General features: G+C 67.4%; 16 protein-coding genes. 8 read left to right on the forward strand and 8 right to left on the reverse strand.

Annotated elements, in window-relative coordinates:
* Window positions 1-457 precede the first annotated feature (457 nt).
* Window positions 458-847, forward strand: coding sequence for an HNH endonuclease (locus ACSLGO_RS16550; RefSeq protein WP_436401509.1), 390 nt, complete (start codon window positions 458-460; stop codon window positions 845-847).
* 57 nt (window positions 848-904) lie between these two features.
* On the opposite strand, the gene ACSLGO_RS16555 is transcribed toward ACSLGO_RS16550, so the two are convergent.
* From ACSLGO_RS16555 to ACSLGO_RS16570, 4 genes are all read right to left on the reverse strand, one after another.
* Window positions 905-1,939 (reverse strand): L-idonate 5-dehydrogenase, encoded by a 1,035-nt coding sequence (locus tag ACSLGO_RS16555; protein WP_436401510.1) that lies wholly within the window; start codon window positions 1,937-1,939, stop codon window positions 905-907.
* Window positions 1,940-1,950: 11 nt separating this feature from the next.
* Window positions 1,951-2,724, reverse strand: coding sequence for an SDR family oxidoreductase (locus ACSLGO_RS16560; protein ID WP_091607592.1), 774 nt, complete (start codon window positions 2,722-2,724; stop codon window positions 1,951-1,953).
* 82 nt (window positions 2,725-2,806) lie between these two features.
* Window positions 2,807-4,210: a GntP family permease gene (locus ACSLGO_RS16565; RefSeq protein ID WP_152275279.1), complete on the reverse strand. Its 1,404-nt coding sequence runs from the start codon at window positions 4,208-4,210 to the stop codon at window positions 2,807-2,809.
* Between the two features lie 34 nt (window positions 4,211-4,244).
* A complete protein-coding gene (locus ACSLGO_RS16570) occupies window positions 4,245-4,772 on the reverse strand; it encodes a gluconokinase (protein WP_255300594.1) in 528 nt (175 codons plus the stop codon).
* Between the two features lie 199 nt (window positions 4,773-4,971).
* Between ACSLGO_RS16570 and ACSLGO_RS16575 the strand changes: the two genes are divergently transcribed.
* Entirely contained in the window at window positions 4,972-6,363 is a 1,392-nt protein-coding gene (locus tag ACSLGO_RS16575; RefSeq protein WP_436401511.1) for an MBL fold metallo-hydrolase, read from the forward strand.
* Between the two features lie 73 nt (window positions 6,364-6,436).
* On the opposite strand, the gene ACSLGO_RS16580 is transcribed toward ACSLGO_RS16575, so the two are convergent.
* Genes ACSLGO_RS16580 through ACSLGO_RS16590 form a run of 3 tightly spaced genes read right to left on the reverse strand, consistent with a single transcriptional unit; the run spans window position 6,437 to window position 9,158 of the window.
* Window positions 6,437-7,750: an APC family permease gene (locus tag ACSLGO_RS16580; protein WP_436401512.1), complete on the reverse strand. Its 1,314-nt coding sequence runs from the start codon at window positions 7,748-7,750 to the stop codon at window positions 6,437-6,439.
* Window positions 7,751-7,779: 29 nt separating this feature from the next.
* Window positions 7,780-8,541: a sulfite exporter TauE/SafE family protein gene (locus ACSLGO_RS16585; RefSeq protein ID WP_325787505.1), complete on the reverse strand. Its 762-nt coding sequence runs from the start codon at window positions 8,539-8,541 to the stop codon at window positions 7,780-7,782.
* Window positions 8,538-9,158, reverse strand: a complete 621-nt coding sequence (locus tag ACSLGO_RS16590; RefSeq protein WP_436401513.1) for a rhodanese-like domain-containing protein — start codon at window positions 9,156-9,158, stop codon at window positions 8,538-8,540. The genes ACSLGO_RS16585 and ACSLGO_RS16590 overlap by 4 nt, the downstream gene beginning before the upstream one ends.
* Window positions 9,159-9,285: 127 nt before the next feature.
* Here ACSLGO_RS16590 and ACSLGO_RS16595 point away from each other — a divergent pair, with 127 nt between their 5' ends.
* The 6 genes from ACSLGO_RS16595 to ACSLGO_RS16620 all read left to right on the forward strand — a co-directional run bounded on the left by ACSLGO_RS16595 (window position 9,286) and on the right by ACSLGO_RS16620 (window position 16,637).
* Window positions 9,286-10,842: a sulfite exporter TauE/SafE family protein gene (locus tag ACSLGO_RS16595; RefSeq protein ID WP_436401514.1), complete on the forward strand. Its 1,557-nt coding sequence runs from the start codon at window positions 9,286-9,288 to the stop codon at window positions 10,840-10,842.
* Window positions 10,843-10,991: 149 nt separating this feature from the next.
* Window positions 10,992-14,282, forward strand: coding sequence for an SNF2-related protein (locus tag ACSLGO_RS16600; RefSeq protein ID WP_377956351.1), 3,291 nt, complete (start codon window positions 10,992-10,994; stop codon window positions 14,280-14,282).
* A gap of 147 nt (window positions 14,283-14,429) precedes the next feature.
* A complete protein-coding gene (locus ACSLGO_RS16605; protein WP_277665064.1) occupies window positions 14,430-14,681 on the forward strand; it encodes a hypothetical protein in 252 nt (83 codons plus the stop codon).
* A 42-nt stretch (window positions 14,682-14,723) separates the two neighbouring features.
* On the forward strand, window positions 14,724-15,176 hold the full coding sequence (locus ACSLGO_RS16610; RefSeq protein WP_091607616.1) for a MarR family winged helix-turn-helix transcriptional regulator: 453 nt from the start codon (window positions 14,724-14,726) through the stop codon (window positions 15,174-15,176).
* Window positions 15,177-15,222: 46 nt separating this feature from the next.
* Window positions 15,223-15,936 (forward strand): SRPBCC family protein, encoded by a 714-nt coding sequence (locus ACSLGO_RS16615; protein WP_325787509.1) that lies wholly within the window; start codon window positions 15,223-15,225, stop codon window positions 15,934-15,936.
* The gene (locus ACSLGO_RS16620; RefSeq protein ID WP_419242968.1) at window positions 15,933-16,637 is read left to right on the forward strand and encodes a DUF4166 domain-containing protein; all 705 of its coding nucleotides are present in this window, start codon (window positions 15,933-15,935) and stop codon (window positions 16,635-16,637) included. The genes ACSLGO_RS16615 and ACSLGO_RS16620 overlap by 4 nt, the downstream gene beginning before the upstream one ends.
* Before the next feature lie 21 nt (window positions 16,638-16,658).
* On the opposite strand, the gene ACSLGO_RS16625 is transcribed toward ACSLGO_RS16620, so the two are convergent.
* Window positions 16,659-17,630, reverse strand: a complete 972-nt coding sequence (locus ACSLGO_RS16625) for a sugar-binding transcriptional regulator (RefSeq protein ID WP_325787512.1) — start codon at window positions 17,628-17,630, stop codon at window positions 16,659-16,661.
* Between the last annotated feature and the right edge of the window lie 100 nt (window positions 17,631-17,730).

The raw sequence follows: 17,730 nt of genomic DNA on the forward strand, positions 1-17,730 counted from the left end.
GGAAGTGCAGCTGGTCATCACCGACCGGACCCTGTTCACCGGCCGGCACGGGGAAACCGTACCCGGCGGGGAAACCGTGCCCGGCGGGGACGCTTCGCCAGGAAGGACGGGAGCGCCGGTAGCGCCTGGACGGCTGAGCGGCGTTGGAGTGCCGGTAGCACCCGGAGGGCCGGGCCGGTCCGGAACAGGATCACTTGGAACGCTGGGGCCTTGGGATGCTGGCGGCACGGCTGGGCCATTGGGAGGGTCGGGCGGGGACGCGCCCGCTTACTTCCCCGGGTACGGGATCGTCCCCGGAGGATGGGCCCGGGACCTGATCCGCTCCGCCCTCGGACTTGGGAACAACCAGCAACCTTGCCCGGCGGCGGCCGGCCGGCAGGAATCTCCACCGGGTGCGGGTGCCGGTGCCGGTGCCGGTGCCCAAGCTTCAGCTCCACCTGACGAACAGCGAACCCCGGTGACCCTGCGGCGCCTCTACCTGGACCCGGTGTCCGGGGAACTGACAGCGATGGAGTCCAAGGCCCGGGCCTTCCCGGCCGGCCTGGCACGGATGATCCGCACCCGGGACCAAACCTGCCGTACACCCTGGTGCGACGCTCCGATCCGGCACATCGACCACATCGAACCCCATGCGGAAGGCGGGCCCACCAGCTACGCCAACGGACAAGGACTCTGCGAAGCCTGCAACCAGGCCAAGGAAGCACCAGGATGGAATTCATCGTCCACTCCAGTCAGTTCCCGCAGGAATGACGTCTCACCCCGGCACACCGTCCGAACAACGACGCCCACCGGGCACACCTACATCTCCACTGCGCCACCCCTGCCGGGAAACCCGGCGGTGGCCTGAACGCGGTCCCGGCCGATGTCATCCCGCCAGAGGATGACAACGGCCGGCAAGCCCGTGTCAGTCGCCGAAACGCAGAAGAACCTTGCTGCTGACCGACGCGTTCCTGGCAACCTCAAACGCTTCCAGCGCATCCTCCACGGCGAACTCGTGGGTGATCACCGGATCCGCCTGCAGGGTTCCGTCGGCCAGTGCCGCAATAACCTCATCGATTTCGTCGTTGAACCGGAAGGAGCCCACCAGTTCGAGCTCCCGCGTGATCGCCAGGGAAATCAGCGCCGGCTGCTCCCCCGACGGCAGCAAGCCAACCATCACAACGCGTCCGCCGCGGGTCGCACCCTGCACGGCAGACATCAGTCCGCGGTAACTGCCGGACGATTCGAAGCAAATGTCGGCATCCACCGCGGCAATACCCTCGGCATCAGTGGCCAGCAGACTGCGGTCAGCACCAACGGCACGCGCGGTTTCCAGCGGGAACTCGTGCATGTCCGTCGTGATGATCTCACCCGCGCCGCGTGCCCGAAGCACCGCGGTGATCAGCGCACCGATCGGGCCCGAGCCAGTGACCAGCACCCGTTTGCCGCGGACATCGCCGGCCCGGGAAACCGCGTGCCAAGCCACAGCCGCAGGCTCCACGAGCGCGGCCCGCCGCAGCGGCAGGGTCTCCGGAAGGACGCGGAGCATCCGCGCCGGCAGGTTCACGAACCGGGCAAAGGCACCCTCGGTATGCGGGAACCGGGCAGCACTGCCCAGATACGTGCAGCCCGGTGACAGGTTGGGCCGGCCCTCAGGGTACCGGGACCCGTCTCCGGGACCGGGCGTCGCCGGATGAACGGCCACGGCAGTCCCTTCGGCCGGTCCGGTACCGTCGGCAGCAGCGCGGGCAACCCGGCCCACCACCTCGTGGCCCAGCAGCATCGGCGCCTTCAGGATTGATTCCCCGGCAGCTCCGTGCTGCCAGTAGTGCAGGTCGGACCCGCACACCCCGCCGTAGACGATCTCGACAACAGCCTCATCGGCCGCCGGAGTTCCAGGCTCCACGGGTTCAACCCGCAGGTCACCGGCTCCGTGGGCTACTACTCCTAGAGTTTCCATGGTTTTCCTCCTCAGACCACAGTGGTCATGCCGCCGTCAATGAAGACGACCTGCCCGTTGACGAACTTAGATGCATCCGACGCCAGCCAAATCGCCGGACCGACGATGTCCTCCACGCTGCCCCACCGGTGCGCCGGGGTGCGCCCGAGGATCCAGGAGTTGAACGCCTCGTCATCGACCAGGTTCTGGGTCATCTCCGTGTGGATGTAGCCCGGAGCAATGGCATTGATCTGCAGGCCCTCGGCGGCCCACTCGGCCGTCATGGCGCGGGTCAGGTTGCGGATGCCGCCCTTGGACGCGGTGTACGGCGCGATCGTCGGCCGCGCCAGGTCAGTCTGCACGGAGGCAATGTTGATGATCTTGCCCCGGCCGCGGGGAATCATGTGCCGCGCCGCTTCACGGCCCACCAGGAAAGCACTGGTCAGGTTGGTGCGCAGCACGCGTTCCCAGTCCTCGACGTCGAGCTCCAGCATCGGCACCCGGTGCTGCACACCGGCGTTGTTCACCAGGATCTCCAGCGGACCGACTTCGCGCTCAACCCAGGCAACGCCGTCGGCCGCTTCAGCAGCGTCCGTGACGTCGAAGCGGCGGGCGAAGATGCGGTCCTCACCGAACTCGGCGGCCAGGGCGGCACGAGCGCCCTCCAGCCGGTCCGCATCCAGGCCGTTCAGGACAACGACGGCGCCGGCAGCTGCCAGCCCGCGGGCAATCGCGTTGCCGATCCCCCGGCTGGAACCGGTGACCAGGGCAACCCGCCCGGAAATATCAAACATGTCTGCAGCCATCGCTGCCGCTCCTCTCCGGCACCCGGGAAGTCCGGGTACCAAAACGGCCGGGAGCAAGGCTGCTCCCGGCCGGATGGATGTACTAGAACCCTGAGGCGACCAGGTAGATCGCGAGGGCCAGGATGAAGCCGACGACGCCGATCAGCGCCTGGCCAACGGTCCAGGTCTTCAGCGTGGTCTTGGTGTCCATCTGGAAGAACCGGCTGACCAGCCAGAAGCCGGAGTCGTTGACGTGGCCGGCGAAGACCGAGCCGGCGGCCAGCGCCAGCACAATCGCCACGGTCTGCACCGCGTTGAAGTCCGGGTTGTCCAGGACCACGGGCTGCACGAGGGCGGCTGCGGTCGTGAGGGCAACGGTGGCCGAACCCTGTGCGACACGCACGATTGCAGCGATCACGAAGCCGGCCACGATGACCGGCAGGCCAATGGCGTCGAGTGAATCAGCAATGGCGTTGCCGATTCCGCTGGCACGCAGGACACCGCCGAACATTCCACCGGCACCGGTGATCAGGATGATGGAGCAGACCGGGCCGAGCGCGGAGTCCACGACGGTCTCGATCAGGGTGCCCTTCTTGCCCTGGCGGCGGCCGAGCAGCCACATGGCCAGGAAGACGGTGATCAGCAGGGCAACCGGCGTTTCGCCGAGCATGCGCAGGATCTGGACCCAGGTGTCTTCCTTGTTGACCAGTTCCGCAGTGGCGGCCATGTTCAGGCCGGTGTTGAGGAAGATCAGGACGAACGGGAGCAGCAGCAGCGTGATGATCGTGCCCAGGCTCGGTGCGGAACGGAATTCGGACTCGGCCGATCCCTTCGGGGCATCAAGGATGGAGGGCACGGGGATGTTGAACTTGCGGCCCAGGAAGTGGCCGAACAGGTAACCGGTCAGGTACCAGGTGGGGATGGCGACGAGCAGGCCGAAGATCAGGACCAGTCCGACGTCGGCGCCCAGCAGGCCGGTAGCGGCCACGGGGCCGGGGTGCGGCGGCACGAAGATGTGCATCGCGGAGAAGGCGGCGGCTGCCGGGAACGCGTAGGTCAGCAGCGAGCCGCCCATGCGGCGGGCAACCGTGAAGATAATCGGCAGCATGACCACAAGGCCGGCGTCGAAGAAGATGGGGAAGCCGAACAGCAGCGAGGCGACCGAAAGTGCCAGCGAGGCACGCTTCTGGCCGAACTTGTTGATCAGCGCGTTGGTGAGCACTTCGGCTCCGCCGGAGACCTCCAGCATGCGGCCCAGCATGGCACCCAGACCGACCAGCAGGGCCACGCTGCCAAGGGTGGTACCGAATCCGCTGAGCAGCGTCGGCACAATATCCACCGCCTGGATACCGGTCGCGACTGCGGTCAGCAGGCTGACCACGATCAGCGCCAGGAAGGCGTGGATACGGAATTTCATGATCATCACGAGCAGCAGGGCAATTGCTGCAACGGCGATCAGCAGGAGGCCGGGAGTACCCAGCGTCCAGTTGAGCTCAAGATCGGTCATCGTTGTCCTATCAGGATGGGATTCAGTGCCGGGATCAGGATCCGGCAGGGGTGAACGCAGCTGCAGCGGCCGCCGCGATTTCATCTAGGCTCAGCGTGATGCTCAGCCGGATCCCGGCCTCATCCTCGCCGAGGGGTTCAAGGGTGGCAAACTGCGAGTCCAGCAGGGTTGGCGGCATGTACTCGTGGTCGCGCCGGCTCAGCCGATCCGCAATCAGTTCGCGGGAGCCTTCCAGGTGGATGAACCGGGTGCCCGGCGCGTAGGAGCGGATCAGGTCACGGTACTGGCGCTTCAGCGACGAACAGGCCACCACGGTAGCGGTCCCGTTTTCGAGTCCGGCGGCCAGCTCACGGCCAATTGCGCGCAGCCAGGGCTCGCGGTCTTCGTCCGTCAGTGGATGCCCTGAGGCCATCTTTGCCTTGTTGCTGGCCGGGTGGAGGTCATCACCGTCCAGGAACGGAAGCCCCAGCCGGGCAGCTACTGCCTGTCCGGCGGTGGACTTGCCGCAGCCCTGTACACCCATCACCACAAGCGGGGGATATTGCTCGTTCGCCAACGACATGGCAAAACTCCTCAGACGCGCCATTACATCTGATTTGGTCGTGGCCATGCCAGTAATAAATCAGATTTATCAGGACCAAGATAGCACCAACCTCGACGGCGGCAAATCCTACGGACACCCGGATACCCCTAGAGGTATTTTGATTTATACCCCTGGGGGTATTACCGTTGAAGTACCCCGATCCCCCAAAGGAGTACCCATGCTTATCGAACGCATCTATGACGAGGACCTGGCGCAGGCCAGCTACTTCATCGGCTGCCAGCGCCTGGGCGAGGCGATCGTCGTCGACGCCCGCCGCGACGTCGCCCCCTACCTTGACCTCGCTGCTGCGAACGGTATGAAAATCACCGCGGTGACCGAAACCCACATCCACGCCGACTATCTCTCCGGCACCCGTGAACTGGCCGCCGCCACCGGTGCGCAGATCTACATTTCCGGGGAAGGCGGAGCGGACTGGCAGTACGGTTTCGAAGGCACCCGGATGTACGACGGCGATGCCATCACGATCGGCAACCTCACCGTCAAGGCCCTCCACACCCCGGGCCACACCCCCGAACACCTCTCCTACCTGGTGACCGACGGCGCCTTCACCGACCAGGCGGGCTACCTGCTCTCCGGCGACTTTGTCTTCGCCGGAGACCTCGGCCGCCCGGACCTGCTCGACGAAGCAGCCGGCGGCGTCGACACCCGCTTCGAGGGTGCCAGGCAGATGTTCGCCAGTCTGCGGGACAAGTTCCTCACCCTGCCCGACTACGTCCAGGTGCACCCCGGCCACGGTGCCGGCAGTGCCTGCGGTAAGGCGCTGGGCGCCATCCCCTCCTCCACGGTGGGCTACGAGCGCCTCTACGCGTGGTGGGGCAAGTACCTGGCCGCCAATGACGAGCAGGGCTTCATTCACGAACTCCTCGACGGCCAGCCCGAGGCCCACGCCTACTTCGCCCGCATGAAGAAGCAGAATAAGCAGGGCCCGGCAGTGATGGGTCCGCGGAAGCCGCTCGAGGAAATCCCGGCCGCCGACCTCGTCTCCCGGCTCGAATCCCGGGAAGCCACCTTCGTGGACACCCGCAGCGTCCCCGAGCTCCACGCGGGCACCGTCCCGGGCGCCCTGCACATTCCCGCCGCCGGCAAGACCGCCAGCTTCGGCGCCTGGGCCGTTGACCCGGAGTCAGAGCGCACCCGCCCGCTGGTCCTGCTCACCGCGAACCAGAACCAGGCCCACGCCGTCCGGGATTCCCTGGCGCGCGTTGGCGTTGACGACGTCGCCGGTTTCGTCACCAGCCTGGAAGGCCTCCCGCAGGCCGCACCGGCCACCATTTCCGCCACAGAGCTGGATTCCTTCGACGCCGCCATGGTGCTGGACGTCCGTGCCCGCACCGAGCATGCGGCCGGCAACATCCCCGGATCACACCAGCTGCACGGCGGCCGTGCCTTGTGGAACCTGGACGAGCTGCCCTCTGACGGCACGATCGTGGCGTACTGCGCGTCCGGCATGCGCAGCTCGATCGTCGGCAACGCCCTGCGCAACGCCGGGTACGACGTCGTCGAACTCGAAGGCGCCTACCCCGCCTGGGCAGCCGCCCACGCTTCCTAGCAGCAGCGAAAAACCCCGGCCTGCCTGTGCGGGCCAGGGTTCTCGCTGTCCGGGGGATTTTGCTGTCCGGGGTTTATGGTCGCCGGGTCCTGAGGCGCACCAGCCGCAGCACAACGCCCGCGGCGAAAACCGCCAGCCCGCCGAGCACCGAGGAAAGGGGCAGCGTCAGGGCCAGTACGGTGCAGGAAAACGCACCCAGAACCTGGAGGGCGCGGGGATAGCGGCGGTCGGACGCCGGCTGCGTCAGGGCCGCCAGATTGGCCACGAGGTAGTAGACCAGCACGCCGAAGGATGAGAAACCGATGGCCCCGCGCAGGTCGGCAACAAGAATCACGCAGCAGACCACGACGGCGAGCGCCACTTCTGCGCGGTGCGGCACCTGGTACTTCGGATGGATTCCGGCCAGCCAGCCGGGCAGGTCTCCCCCGCGGGCCATGGCCAGGGTTGTGCGGCCAAGCCCTGCGATGAGCGCCAGCAAGGCCCCAAGGGACGCCGCGGCAGCACCGATCCGCACCACCGGCCCGGCCCAGGCCAGCGGACCGGATTCGACGGCGGCGGCCAGCGGCGCAGGCGTGGCGGCAACGCCGTCGGGCCCCAGGGCGGCCAGCAGCGTCACGGCGACCACCGCGTATACCGCCAGGGCCAGGCCGAGCGCCAGGGTGACTGCGCGCGGAATCGTACGCCGGGGGTCGCGGACCTCTTCTCCCATGGTGGCGATCCGGGCGTACCCGGCAAAGGCAAAAAAGAGCAGGCCGGCGGACTGCAGGATCCCGTACCATCCGCCCGCCAGGAGCCCGTCGGAGAGGAAAGCCCCCGCCTCGGGGCCGGTACCTGCCCAGGCGGCAACCACCCCCAGGGCCAGGGCAGCGAGCACCACGGCAACAATAATCCGCGTCAGCAGGGCCGTGCGGGTAATGCCGCGGTAGTTGACGGCGGCCAGGAGGACGACGGCGGCCACCGCCACGGGCCGTTCCCAGCCGGCGGGTGCCGCATAGGCTGCGAAGGTCATGGCCATGGCCGCCGCACTGGCGGTCTTGCCGATAACGAACCCCCAGCCGGCGAGGAAACCGGGCCAGGGCCCCAGGCGTTTCCGCCCGTACACGTAGGTCCCGCCGGATGCGGGATAGGCCGCGGCCAGCTGGGCCGAGGAGGTGGCGTTGCAGAAGGCCACCAGTCCGGCCACGGCGAGCCCGATCAGCAGGCCGGATCCGGCGAAGGCCGCAGCGGGAGTAAAGGCGGCAAAAACCCCTGCTCCGATCATGGAGCCGAGGCCGATGAGTGTGGCGTCCGCCGTGCCGAGCCGGCGGGCCAGTGCCGGTGAATCGGAAGGTCCGGAAGGTCCGGAAGGTCCGGAACTGACGATTGGCGGCCGGGGTTCGTTGCCCATACGGCAAGTATGCCCCGGCCGCCGCAGTGTTACATGCCCAGGATTTCCTGGACCAGCACGAACCCGCCCATGGCGAGCACGAACCAGCCGAAGGCCTTCCGCAGCGCCGCCTCCGGAATCCGGCCCACCAGCCTGGCACCGATGAGCGAGCCGATGATCGCCATCGCGGTGACGGCCAGCGTCATGCTCCAGTCGATCTGGACGGTGGTCAGATAGCCGGCCAGTCCGGCGAAGGACTTCATGGCGATGACCACGAGCGAGGTACCCACCGCCAGGGCCATGGGCATGCCGCCGAGCAGCGCCAGGGCAGGCACCACCAGGAACCCGCCGCCGGCGCCCACCAGGCCGGTCACCAGGCCAACCAGGGCGCCGTCCGCCAGGATGCGCAGGAGCGGCAGGTCTGAATAGGCCTTGTCCGGATCAACGTTGCGCCGCCCGCGAAGCATGGCAATCGACGTCGCGATCATCATCAGGGCGAACGCGATCATCAGCACCACGGACGGAATCCGGCTGCCCAGCAGGCCGCCGGCAAACGCGCCGGCCATTCCGGCGGCGCCGAAGATGAGTCCGGTCTTCCAGCGCACGCGGCCGTTGCGGGCGTGGCCGATCACGCTGACCGCCGACGTCACGCCGACCACGAACAGCGACGAGGCGATGGCTTCCTTGGCACCGAACCCGGCCACGTAGACCAGGATCGGCACGGTCAGGATCGAGCCGCCGCCGCCCAGCAGGCCGAGCGACAGCCCGATCAGCAGGGACAGGCTGAGCACCAGCACAAGGGTGCCCGTCATGAGGCCGCCGGTCCATCCTGGGTGGGCCGGACCTTGGGCAGTGACTGGATCGCGGATTCACGGGTGGGTTCGGACGCCGTCTTGTTCCACGGCATTTTGGCCAGTGCCGCGCCCATGGCGCAGGAGTTGGTGGCTGCGGAGAAGGTCAGCCCGGCGCCGATGCCACCGGTCAGCATGCGCAGCTTCGGGGACACGAGGCGTCCGCCGACAAGTCCCAGGACGACGGCGGAACCGGCCACCATGCGGACCTGGCGTTCAAGGTCCCAGCGCTTCTGGCCGCGGACAACGTCCCCGCCGGCCGATGCAAAGGCAGGGACGCCGCCGGTCAGGACGTGGGCTGATCCGATGCCTGCACCGCCGAGGCGGGTGCGGGCCTGCTCGGCGCGGGTGCCGGACTGGCACACGAGGACAACCCGCTTGCCCAGCCGTTCGGCCAGCTCGTCGGTGTGCTCGGAGAGCAGTGGAAGCGGCACGTTGTAGGAGCCGCGGATGTGCATGGCTTCGAACTCGGCCGCGAATCGGACGTCGATGATGATCAGGTCATCCGGATCCTTCATCCAGGTCCGGAGGGTCTCGGCGTCGATGGAGGTTACGGCCGCCGGGGTATGGGCAGTCATGGAGGTCCTTTCGCAGGGAGGGGGAAACTCCACGATCCCATATACCTATGGGGGTATGCAAAACACCCCCGGGGGTATCTGACTAAGGCCTCTGTTCCCCGCCGCTCCAGTCTGAGAGGGTGGCCCCATGGAAACGGTGCTGCTCGGCCTGGCCGTGGGGCTGGCAGTGGGCGCTGTCGTCGGGCTGGTCGGAGCCGGCGGCGCGATCATCGCCGTGCCTGCACTGGTTTACGTGGTGGGGCTGGAACCCGACGAGGCTGTGCCAACCTCCCTGATCGTCGTCGGACTGGCGTCGGTGGCCGGCGCACTGCCGCGGCTACGCCGGGACGTAAGCTGGCCGCTGGTACTTCTCATTGCCATCCCGGGAATCCCCGCGTCCTGGGCCGGGACCGCCGTGGGAGAGCTGCTCGATCCGGACTGGCTCATGCTGTGCTTCGCCCTGGTCATGATCCTCGCCGGAGCGCGGATGCTGGCCAGCGCCGGGAACGGCAGGCCAGGTGCGCGGTCGGCGGAGCAGGGCGGCTGGGGCGGGCTGGCCCTGCGCGGCATTCCCGTGGGGCTGCTGGTCGGCTTCCTCACCGGCATGCTCGGGGTAGGCGGCGGATTCCTCATCATTCCCGCACTGACCCTGCTGCTGCGGGTACCAATGCCCCGCGCCACCGGCACGTCGCTTGTGATCATCGCAGTGAACTCAGCGTCCGGTTTCGCCGCCCATCTGGACGGCCTGAGCATCGACTGGACCCTGGCCCTGAGCTTCGCCGCTGTGGCGGTTGCCGCCTCACTGGCTGCCGCACGGCTGGCCCACCGGCTCAACGAAGCGCTGGTGAGCCGGATCTTCGCGGCGGTTATCTTTACCGTCGCCGCGGGCGTCCTGGTGCAGACCGTGCCGCATCTGCTGCCCGGCCAGGCTGCCGCAGCTCCGGCAGATCCACCGGCCGCCGGCGCCAGCCTGGCATCGAGCCGGCTGAGTTTCGGCGAACGGAGCCTCAACGTGCTGGTGGAGAACCACACTTCGGAGGACCTGGTGATCAGCGCCGCCCAGCTGGAGAGCGGCGCATACTCCGGACCCGCACCGTGGACACCGGCCGACGGCGATGCCACCACCCTCCGGCCCGGCGGCAGGGTGGCCCTTCCCGTCAACCTGCCGGAGGCTGCCTGCGGGGAGAGGGAAACAGATTTCGACGCACACGTCCGGCTGGCGCTTGGGACCGGCAGGGAGCTGGTTCTCCCGGCGGAAGACCCCTACGGGACGGTAGCCCAGGCACACGGGCAGGATTGCCTGCAGCAGGAGGTCGACGCCGTTGCATCCTTTGCCCTGGTGCCGGACCTGGAGGTCGCAGCGGACGGGCGGACCGCCGTCGTCCGCATTCGGGTGACGCCGAGCGGCGGTTCCGGTTCGGTCAGGGTGCGGATCGACTCGACGACGCTGCTGAGCGAAGCCCCGGAGCGTCCCTGGCCGCGGGAAGTCGCGGTGGAAGCCGCAGACGAGACGTCGGTGATCGAACTTCAGGCGGTGCCGGCGCGCTGCGATGCGCATGGACTGGCCGAAGACAAGGCTGGAACGAGGTTTCCGCTGGAGGTGGAGGTTGCCGGCGCGCGAAGCGGCCAGCTGCGGCTGGAACCGCCGCCGGAATTCACGGCTGCGGTGTACGGTTTTGTCCGATCCGCCTGTTCCCTGCGGTAGTGCACGCAGATCACGCCGTTGTGATCTGCGTTACAGGTGATGCTACCAAGCGGCCGGAGCAAAAGGCCAAACGGCAGTGCCTCCCCCGCCGCGACCTGCAACGACGTCCGCGCGCGGGGAGTGTCGGGGGTGCGTGAGACGATAAAACCATGCCTGCAACCCTGCCCCTGATCGATGTCACGGACATCATCCGCGTGGTTGGCGGTTCCGCGTTCCAGCGGGGGCAGGGTTACGCGAAAGGCGGGGCCGTAGACTCCCTGGACTGGGACGCGGCGGGCGGCGTTTTGCGGGCCCGCGTGCACGGCCATTCCAGCACGCCGTACAACACCATGCTGGTCCTGGAAGCGAAGCGGCAGGGAGATTACCGATTGGTGGACAACCACTGCAGCTGCCCCGTGGGGTTTGACTGCAAGCACGTTGCCGCCGTGGCACTGCATAGCAACACTGAACACCTCATTGGCCGGCAGGAACTGCGCAGCGCTTCCGCTACCCCGGCGGTGCCCGCCTGGCAGGCCTCGCTGCAGGATCTGCTGGCCGGATCGGCAAGCAGTGAACCACTCAAGGTCACCCCGCTGGGCCTGCAGTTCGAGCTGCGCCGGCGCGACGGCGGCGCATCCGGGGTGTGGGGGCCGCCGGCTGCCCGCCGGAGCGTCCGGGCACCAGCCTGGCGGCTTGGCGTGCGCCCCGTGGTCCGCAATGCCCGCGGCGCCTGGGTCAAGAACAACCTTGCCTGGACCAACCTTGCCTACCAGACGTACGGGCTGAAGCTGGACCCGGAACAGCACCGCTGGTTCTCCCAGTTCCCGGCACTGCACCGCTCCAACGGCGTCAGCTACTTTGGCCAGAACGACTCCTGGCTTTACCTGGATGACTTCGCCAACCCCCTGCTGTGGCAGCTCTTGTCCGAAGCCCGCCGCCTGGGTGTTGAATTCGTGGGGACCAAGAAGGACGTCAGCGTGCAGGTGGGCTCCGAAGCCGTCCTGGCCCTGGACGTGCGCTCGGCCCTGACCGACGCAGCGGCCCCGTTGCAGCTGCTGCCCAGCCTGGAGATTGACGGGCAGTCCTACCCGCTGGATACCGCCGGCGTCATTGGCAGCCACGGGCTGTACGTGCAGGCGGCCGGCGGACTGATCCTGCTGGCGCCCAGCCCGCGGACGCTCACCGAACAGGACCGCACCCTCCTGGCCGGAAACGCGCCCGTTACCATCCCGGAATCGGACACTGCACTGTTCCTGGAGAAGTTCTACCCCAAGCTCCGGCAGGTCATTCCGGTCACCAGCAGCGACGAATCGGTCCGGTTCCCCGAGGTTGAGCCGCCCATCCTGGTGCTCACCGCCGGGTTCCAGCCGGAGGATGAGCTGGCGCTTGAATGGGAGTTCGAGTACCGGCAGGGCACCTCCTCCACCCGGATGCCGCTGGACAGCCGGCCCTCCCCTACGGACCCCGCGGCACGGGATGTTGGGGCCGAAACCGAGCTGCTGGAATCAGCACGCCAGATACTGGGCCGGGCCCCGCACAACACCGTGCTGCACGAGATCGAGACCGCCGAGTTCAGTGAGTACATCCTGCCGAAACTGCAAAAGGCCGACGGCGTCCGCGTGGACATCCTCGGCGAGCGGCCGGACTACCGTGAACTGACGTCGGCTCCGCAGCTGAAGATCACCACCGTTGAAACCGAACGCCGGGACTGGTTCGACCTCGCGGTGATGATCACCGTAGAAGGCCGGCAGGTGGCCTTTGCGGACGTCTTCAAGGCGATCGCCAAGGGCAAGACCAAGATCAAACTGGTGGACAACACCTACCTGTCCCTGGACCGGCCTGAGTTTGAACGGCTGCATGCCCTGATTGAGGAAGCCCAGGCACTGCAGGAATGGGACACCGGCGAGCTGGGGATCAGCCGCTACCAGGCCGGACTCTGGGCCGAGCTGGAGGAACTGGCCGAGGAAACCGAGCAGGCAGCGGCGTGGCGCAGCGCCGTCAGCGGACTGCTGGAACTTGAATCCGTGGAACCCGTCCCGCTGCCGGCAGGATTGAACGCCGAGCTCCGCCCCTACCAGGTGCAGGGCTACAACTGGCTGGCTTTCCTGTGGGAACACGGCCTGGGCGGAGTCCTGGCGGACGACATGGGCCTGGGCAAGACGCTGCAGACCCTGGCACTGATCGCCCGTGCCCGCGAACAGCAGGCGGCAGCTGGAGCAACCGGCCGCCCGTTCCTGGTTGTTGCCCCAACATCGGTGGTCCCCAACTGGATTTCCGAAGCCGCCCGGTTCACGCCGGGCCTGCGGACCGTATCCATTCCGGACACCAGCGCCAAGTCCCGGCGTCAGTTGGGCGACCTGATTTCCGGAGCGGACATTGTGGTGACGTCCTACGCGGTGTTCCGCCTGGACTTCGCTGCTTACCGCGCACAGGAGTGGGACGGACTCATCCTGGACGAGGCGCAGTTCGTGAAGAACCGTACGACGCGCGCCAACCAGTGTGCGCGGGACCTTCCGGCGCCGTTCAAGCTGGCCATCACCGGCACCCCCATGGAAAACAACCTCATGGAACTCTGGTCCATGTTCGCGATTGTGGCTCCGGGATTGTTCCCCTCCCCGCGGCGCTTCGCCGAGGAGTACCAGCGGCGGATCGAGAAGTCCCAGGACATGGCCCAGCTGGGCAAGCTCCGCCGACGGATCAAGCCCCTGATGCTGCGCCGCACCAAGGAAGCCGTCGCCTCGGACCTGCCTGCCAAGCAGGAACAGGTGCTGGAAGTGGACCTCACCCCCAAGCACCGCAAGATCTACGAGACCCATCTGCAGCGCGAGCGGCAGAAACTGATGGGCCTGATCCAGGACATGGACCGCAACCGGATGATCGTCTTCCGGTCGCTGACCCTGCTGCGCATGCTGAGCCTCGATGCGTCCCTGGTGGATCCGGAGAACTCCGGGGTGCCGTCCGCGAAACTCGATGCGCTGCTGGAGCAGCTCGAAGACGTGACCGCCGAGGGGCACCGCGCCCTGGTCTTCAGCCAGTTCACGTCCTTTTTGAAGCTGGCCGCCCAGCGGCTGGAAGACGCCGGAATTCCCTACGCCTATCTGGACGGATCCACCCGCAACCGGGCGGAAGTGATTTCCGCGTTCAAGGATGGCCAGGCTCCGGTCTTCCTGATCAGCCTGAAGGCCGGCGGGTTCGGGCTGAACCTGACCGAGGCAGACTATGTCTTCCTCCTTGACCCCTGGTGGAACCCGGCGACGGAAGCCCAGGCGGTGGACCGCACCCACCGGATCGGGCAGAAACGTTCCGTGATGGTCTACCGGATGGTGGCGCGGGGAACCATCGAGGAAAAGGTCATGGCGCTGAAGGAACAGAAAGCCGCCCTGTTCTCCTCGGTGATGGACGACGACGCCGTGTTCAGCTCCGCGCTCACTGCCGAGGACATCCGCGAACTGCTGCAGTAGCTCCGCTCGCTGCCGCCGGCGCCACAGCGGCCGGTGAATTCAGGCACAGCGCCCGGGCCTCAATCCGCCCCCGATCCGCGCGTTTGCAGGCTTTCCGGCCTTTTCCCGAAAATTCTACACATAGTAGAAGTCGCTAACTTGGGATTCATGAGCCTGAAGGAAGCCGTCCGCCCCGTTGAGGCACCCCCGGCGGACAGCGATGAACTGGTGCACGTTTTCTGCACCCCCTGCAAGCGCCGGGCCCTGCAGCACGCCCGGCGGCCCAAGCCGTACTGCGGCAAGACGATGCCCAACCGCCCGCTTCGCAGCGACAACGCCCATCTGCCCATCTGTGTGGTGTGCGTTGAACTGGCGCGCTCCGGCCCCTGCCCTTCCTGCGGAATGCAGGCCCGCCTCTAGGCGGCCATTCCCAGCGCCGGTCGCGGTTTGTACAGTGGGTGGATGGCTACCCAGGAACGTCCCATAGGCTTTTGGCTCAAGCTGCTGGACCAGCTGGTCGATGAGCAGTTCGGCGCGAGTTTCGAAGAACACGGTGTCACCCGTCGGCAGTGGCAGATGATGAACCTGCTCACCAACGGGCCCGCCAGCGAGAAGGAACTCTCCGACCAGCTCAAACCTTTCTTTCCCGCTGTGGAAGCCGGCACCTCGGGAGAGCTCATTGAGGAACTCGCCGAAAGCGGCTGGGTTGCAGTGAGCGACGGCCAGTACTCGCTGACGGACCTCGGGACGCGCAGCCTGGAAAATCTCCGCGGTGCCGTCGAGCGCATCCGGGACCAGCTGACGGTCGATGTTTCCGAGGAAGAATACGCCGCCCTGGTTTCGGTGATGCAGCGGATGGCCGCCAACCTGGGCTGGAAGGACGGACCGGAAACCCAGGACACGCCCGGCATGTGATCGCCGGCCCCGGGGGCGGCACCGCCAGGAGGGGTAGTCTCCTGGCATGGGGAAACAGGTCTACGTGGAAATACCGGTCCGGGCACCGCTCGAGCGGTTGTGGGAGCTGACCCAGGACCCACAGAACCATCCCCGGTGGGACCTGAGGTTTACCGCGATCATTCCCGCTCCCGGCACGGCCCCGCAGGAATTCCGCTACGAGTTCAGGCTGCCGCTGCACACTATCCACGGCACCGGAACATCCCTCGGCACCCGGGGGCAGGGCAAGGCCACCTCCGTCCTGAAGTTCACCACCCGGGACGTACTCTCGCCCATTGGACCGGGAGCCGGATACTGGCGCTATGTTCCCGGACCGGACGGGATCCGGTTCATCACCGGCTACCACTTTTCACCCGGCTGGGGTCCGCTGGGCCGCTGGCTGGATGCCCCGCTCATCCGCCCGGCACTCGGCTGGGCTACGGCGTGGAGCTTCGACCGGCTGCGCCTCTGGGCGGAAGACGGCATCCCGCCCGAACGCGCCCTCCGGGCCTGGCTGCTGGACACCGGCCTCCGTACCGCAGCGGTGGCCGGAACACTGTGCCTGCTGATCCGGCGCCCTGGGGCTGGCACCGCCCTTGCCGCTGCCGCAGCGGTGGCTGGCGCCGGGATGCTTCCGGCGGCCGGTAGCGTTCCACGGGCCGCGCACTGCCTCCGGCACGCACCGGACAGGCAGTCCTCCCGCCCACCGGCCTCCCTCGCAGCGCTGCCGGAGCCGGCATGAACGCGCCCGGGAACGCCGGACAGTCCGTCTTCGCCCGGGCCATGGGGGATGATTTCCACCGGCTGCACCCCATGCTCCAGCGCCGGTTCTCGGTGGATCCGAAGGCCGGCTACGCCTGTGTGGGCCGCGGCGTTTTCTCGGAAGTCCGCCGGGGTGCATGGTGGACGGTGCCGTTCCTGAAATTCGGCGCCTTCCGCAACATCCTGTTCCCGGAGCGCGGCCGCAACGTGCCGTTCAGCATTGAAAACTACCCGTACGTGGACAGCTTTGGCCGCACCACCGTCACGTTCACCCGCACCCTTGAACTGCGCCCCGGGCGCCCGCGGCGGTTCGACGCCAGCATGGTCTACAGCGCGCGGCGTGGAACGGTGGTGGACTATCTGGGCACCCATCAGCACCTGGCCACGGACCTGGACCTGGGTGTCCGCGAAGACGGCTCGCTTCACCTGCGCACGGGGGCGCTGCGTTTCCACGAAGGCCCGTTGAGCTTCACCGTTCCGCGCTTCCTGACCGGCACGGCGGATCTCTACGAGGCGTACGACGACGAGCGGCAGGTCTACACGATCCAGCTGCAGGTACGGAACCCGGTTTTCGGCTTCCTGTTCGGTTACCGCGGTGAGTTCGCCTGCACTTTTCCGCCGGTTGCGGGAACCGGGGTGCCGGACCGGCTCCGGCCGGTGCGGGAGGAAATCCGGGACTAGCGCATCTCCACCCGGCGTCGGTCAGGCTCCGGCAGGCGCAAGACGGGAAAGGTGACGCATCAGTGCCCGGGCCGTGCCGTCGTCGAGCACCAGGTCCGTGATCACGCCGGCGCGCAGCGCCGCGATCAGCCCGGGCACTTTATGCTCCCCCGAAACAACGCAGAGCCGGCGGGGAATCCGCTTCAGCTCCCGCGGCGTGGGTCCGGACGCCCGGCGGTTCAGCCCGATGTCCGCGTAGCTGCCGTCCTCGCGCAGGAAGACCGTGCAGACATCGCCCACTACCCGGTGCGCGGCGAACTCGCGAAACGCGTCCTCGGTCAGATAGCCGCCGCTGTACACCTCTGACGGCGAGGGCCCTTCGAATGCCCCCACACTGAACACGGCAAGATCCGCTTCGGCACGCACCGCCAAGACCCGCCGCACCGTGGATTCCTGCCACATCAGCTCCCTGGTCCGCTCATCGTCGAAGAAGGCAGGCGCCGGAAACTGGATCAGCGCGGCGTCAAAGGACGCCGCCATCTGCGGCAGCAGCCCGGGGGAAGCGTTCAGCTGCGCAGACCGGGCACTCACCGCGCCGTTCATCTGCACCACCGTCGCGTCCCGGGTCAGCTTCGGCTGGAGTACAGCCGCTACCGCCGACGTCGTGGTGCCCCAGGCCACCGCCATGGTCATCCCGTCCTCGAACCAGTCGTGGATCAGCACCGCGGCATGCCGGGCGGCGGCATCCAGCCGCTTGGCAGTGTTTGCCGTGGCGGGGACCGCAGCCAGATAGGCAGTCACGCCGAAGGACTTCTGCAGGGTGCGCACCAGCTCGCTGCCCGTGTCCACCGGGGCCGAAAGGGTGATGCGGACGATCCCCCGGTCCCGTGCAGCCTGCAGCATCCGCGAGACGGTGGATCGAGAGACATTGAACCGTTCAGCGACCGCTTCCATGGTCGCGCCCTGGACGTAGTACAGCTCGGCTGCACGGTACAGATCGGCATCTTCGTGCATGGCATTCCCTCCGAGTGCGCACATCCGTTCATCTGCTTTGATCGTACTCCCAACGGAGGCCTATGGTTCGACGAAGACTCCGGGCCTTTTCGCCCGGTCC

The organism is Arthrobacter sp. IK3 (assembly GCF_051337705.1).
GTDB classification, from domain to species: domain Bacteria; phylum Actinomycetota; class Actinomycetes; order Actinomycetales; family Micrococcaceae; genus Arthrobacter_B; species Arthrobacter_B koreensis.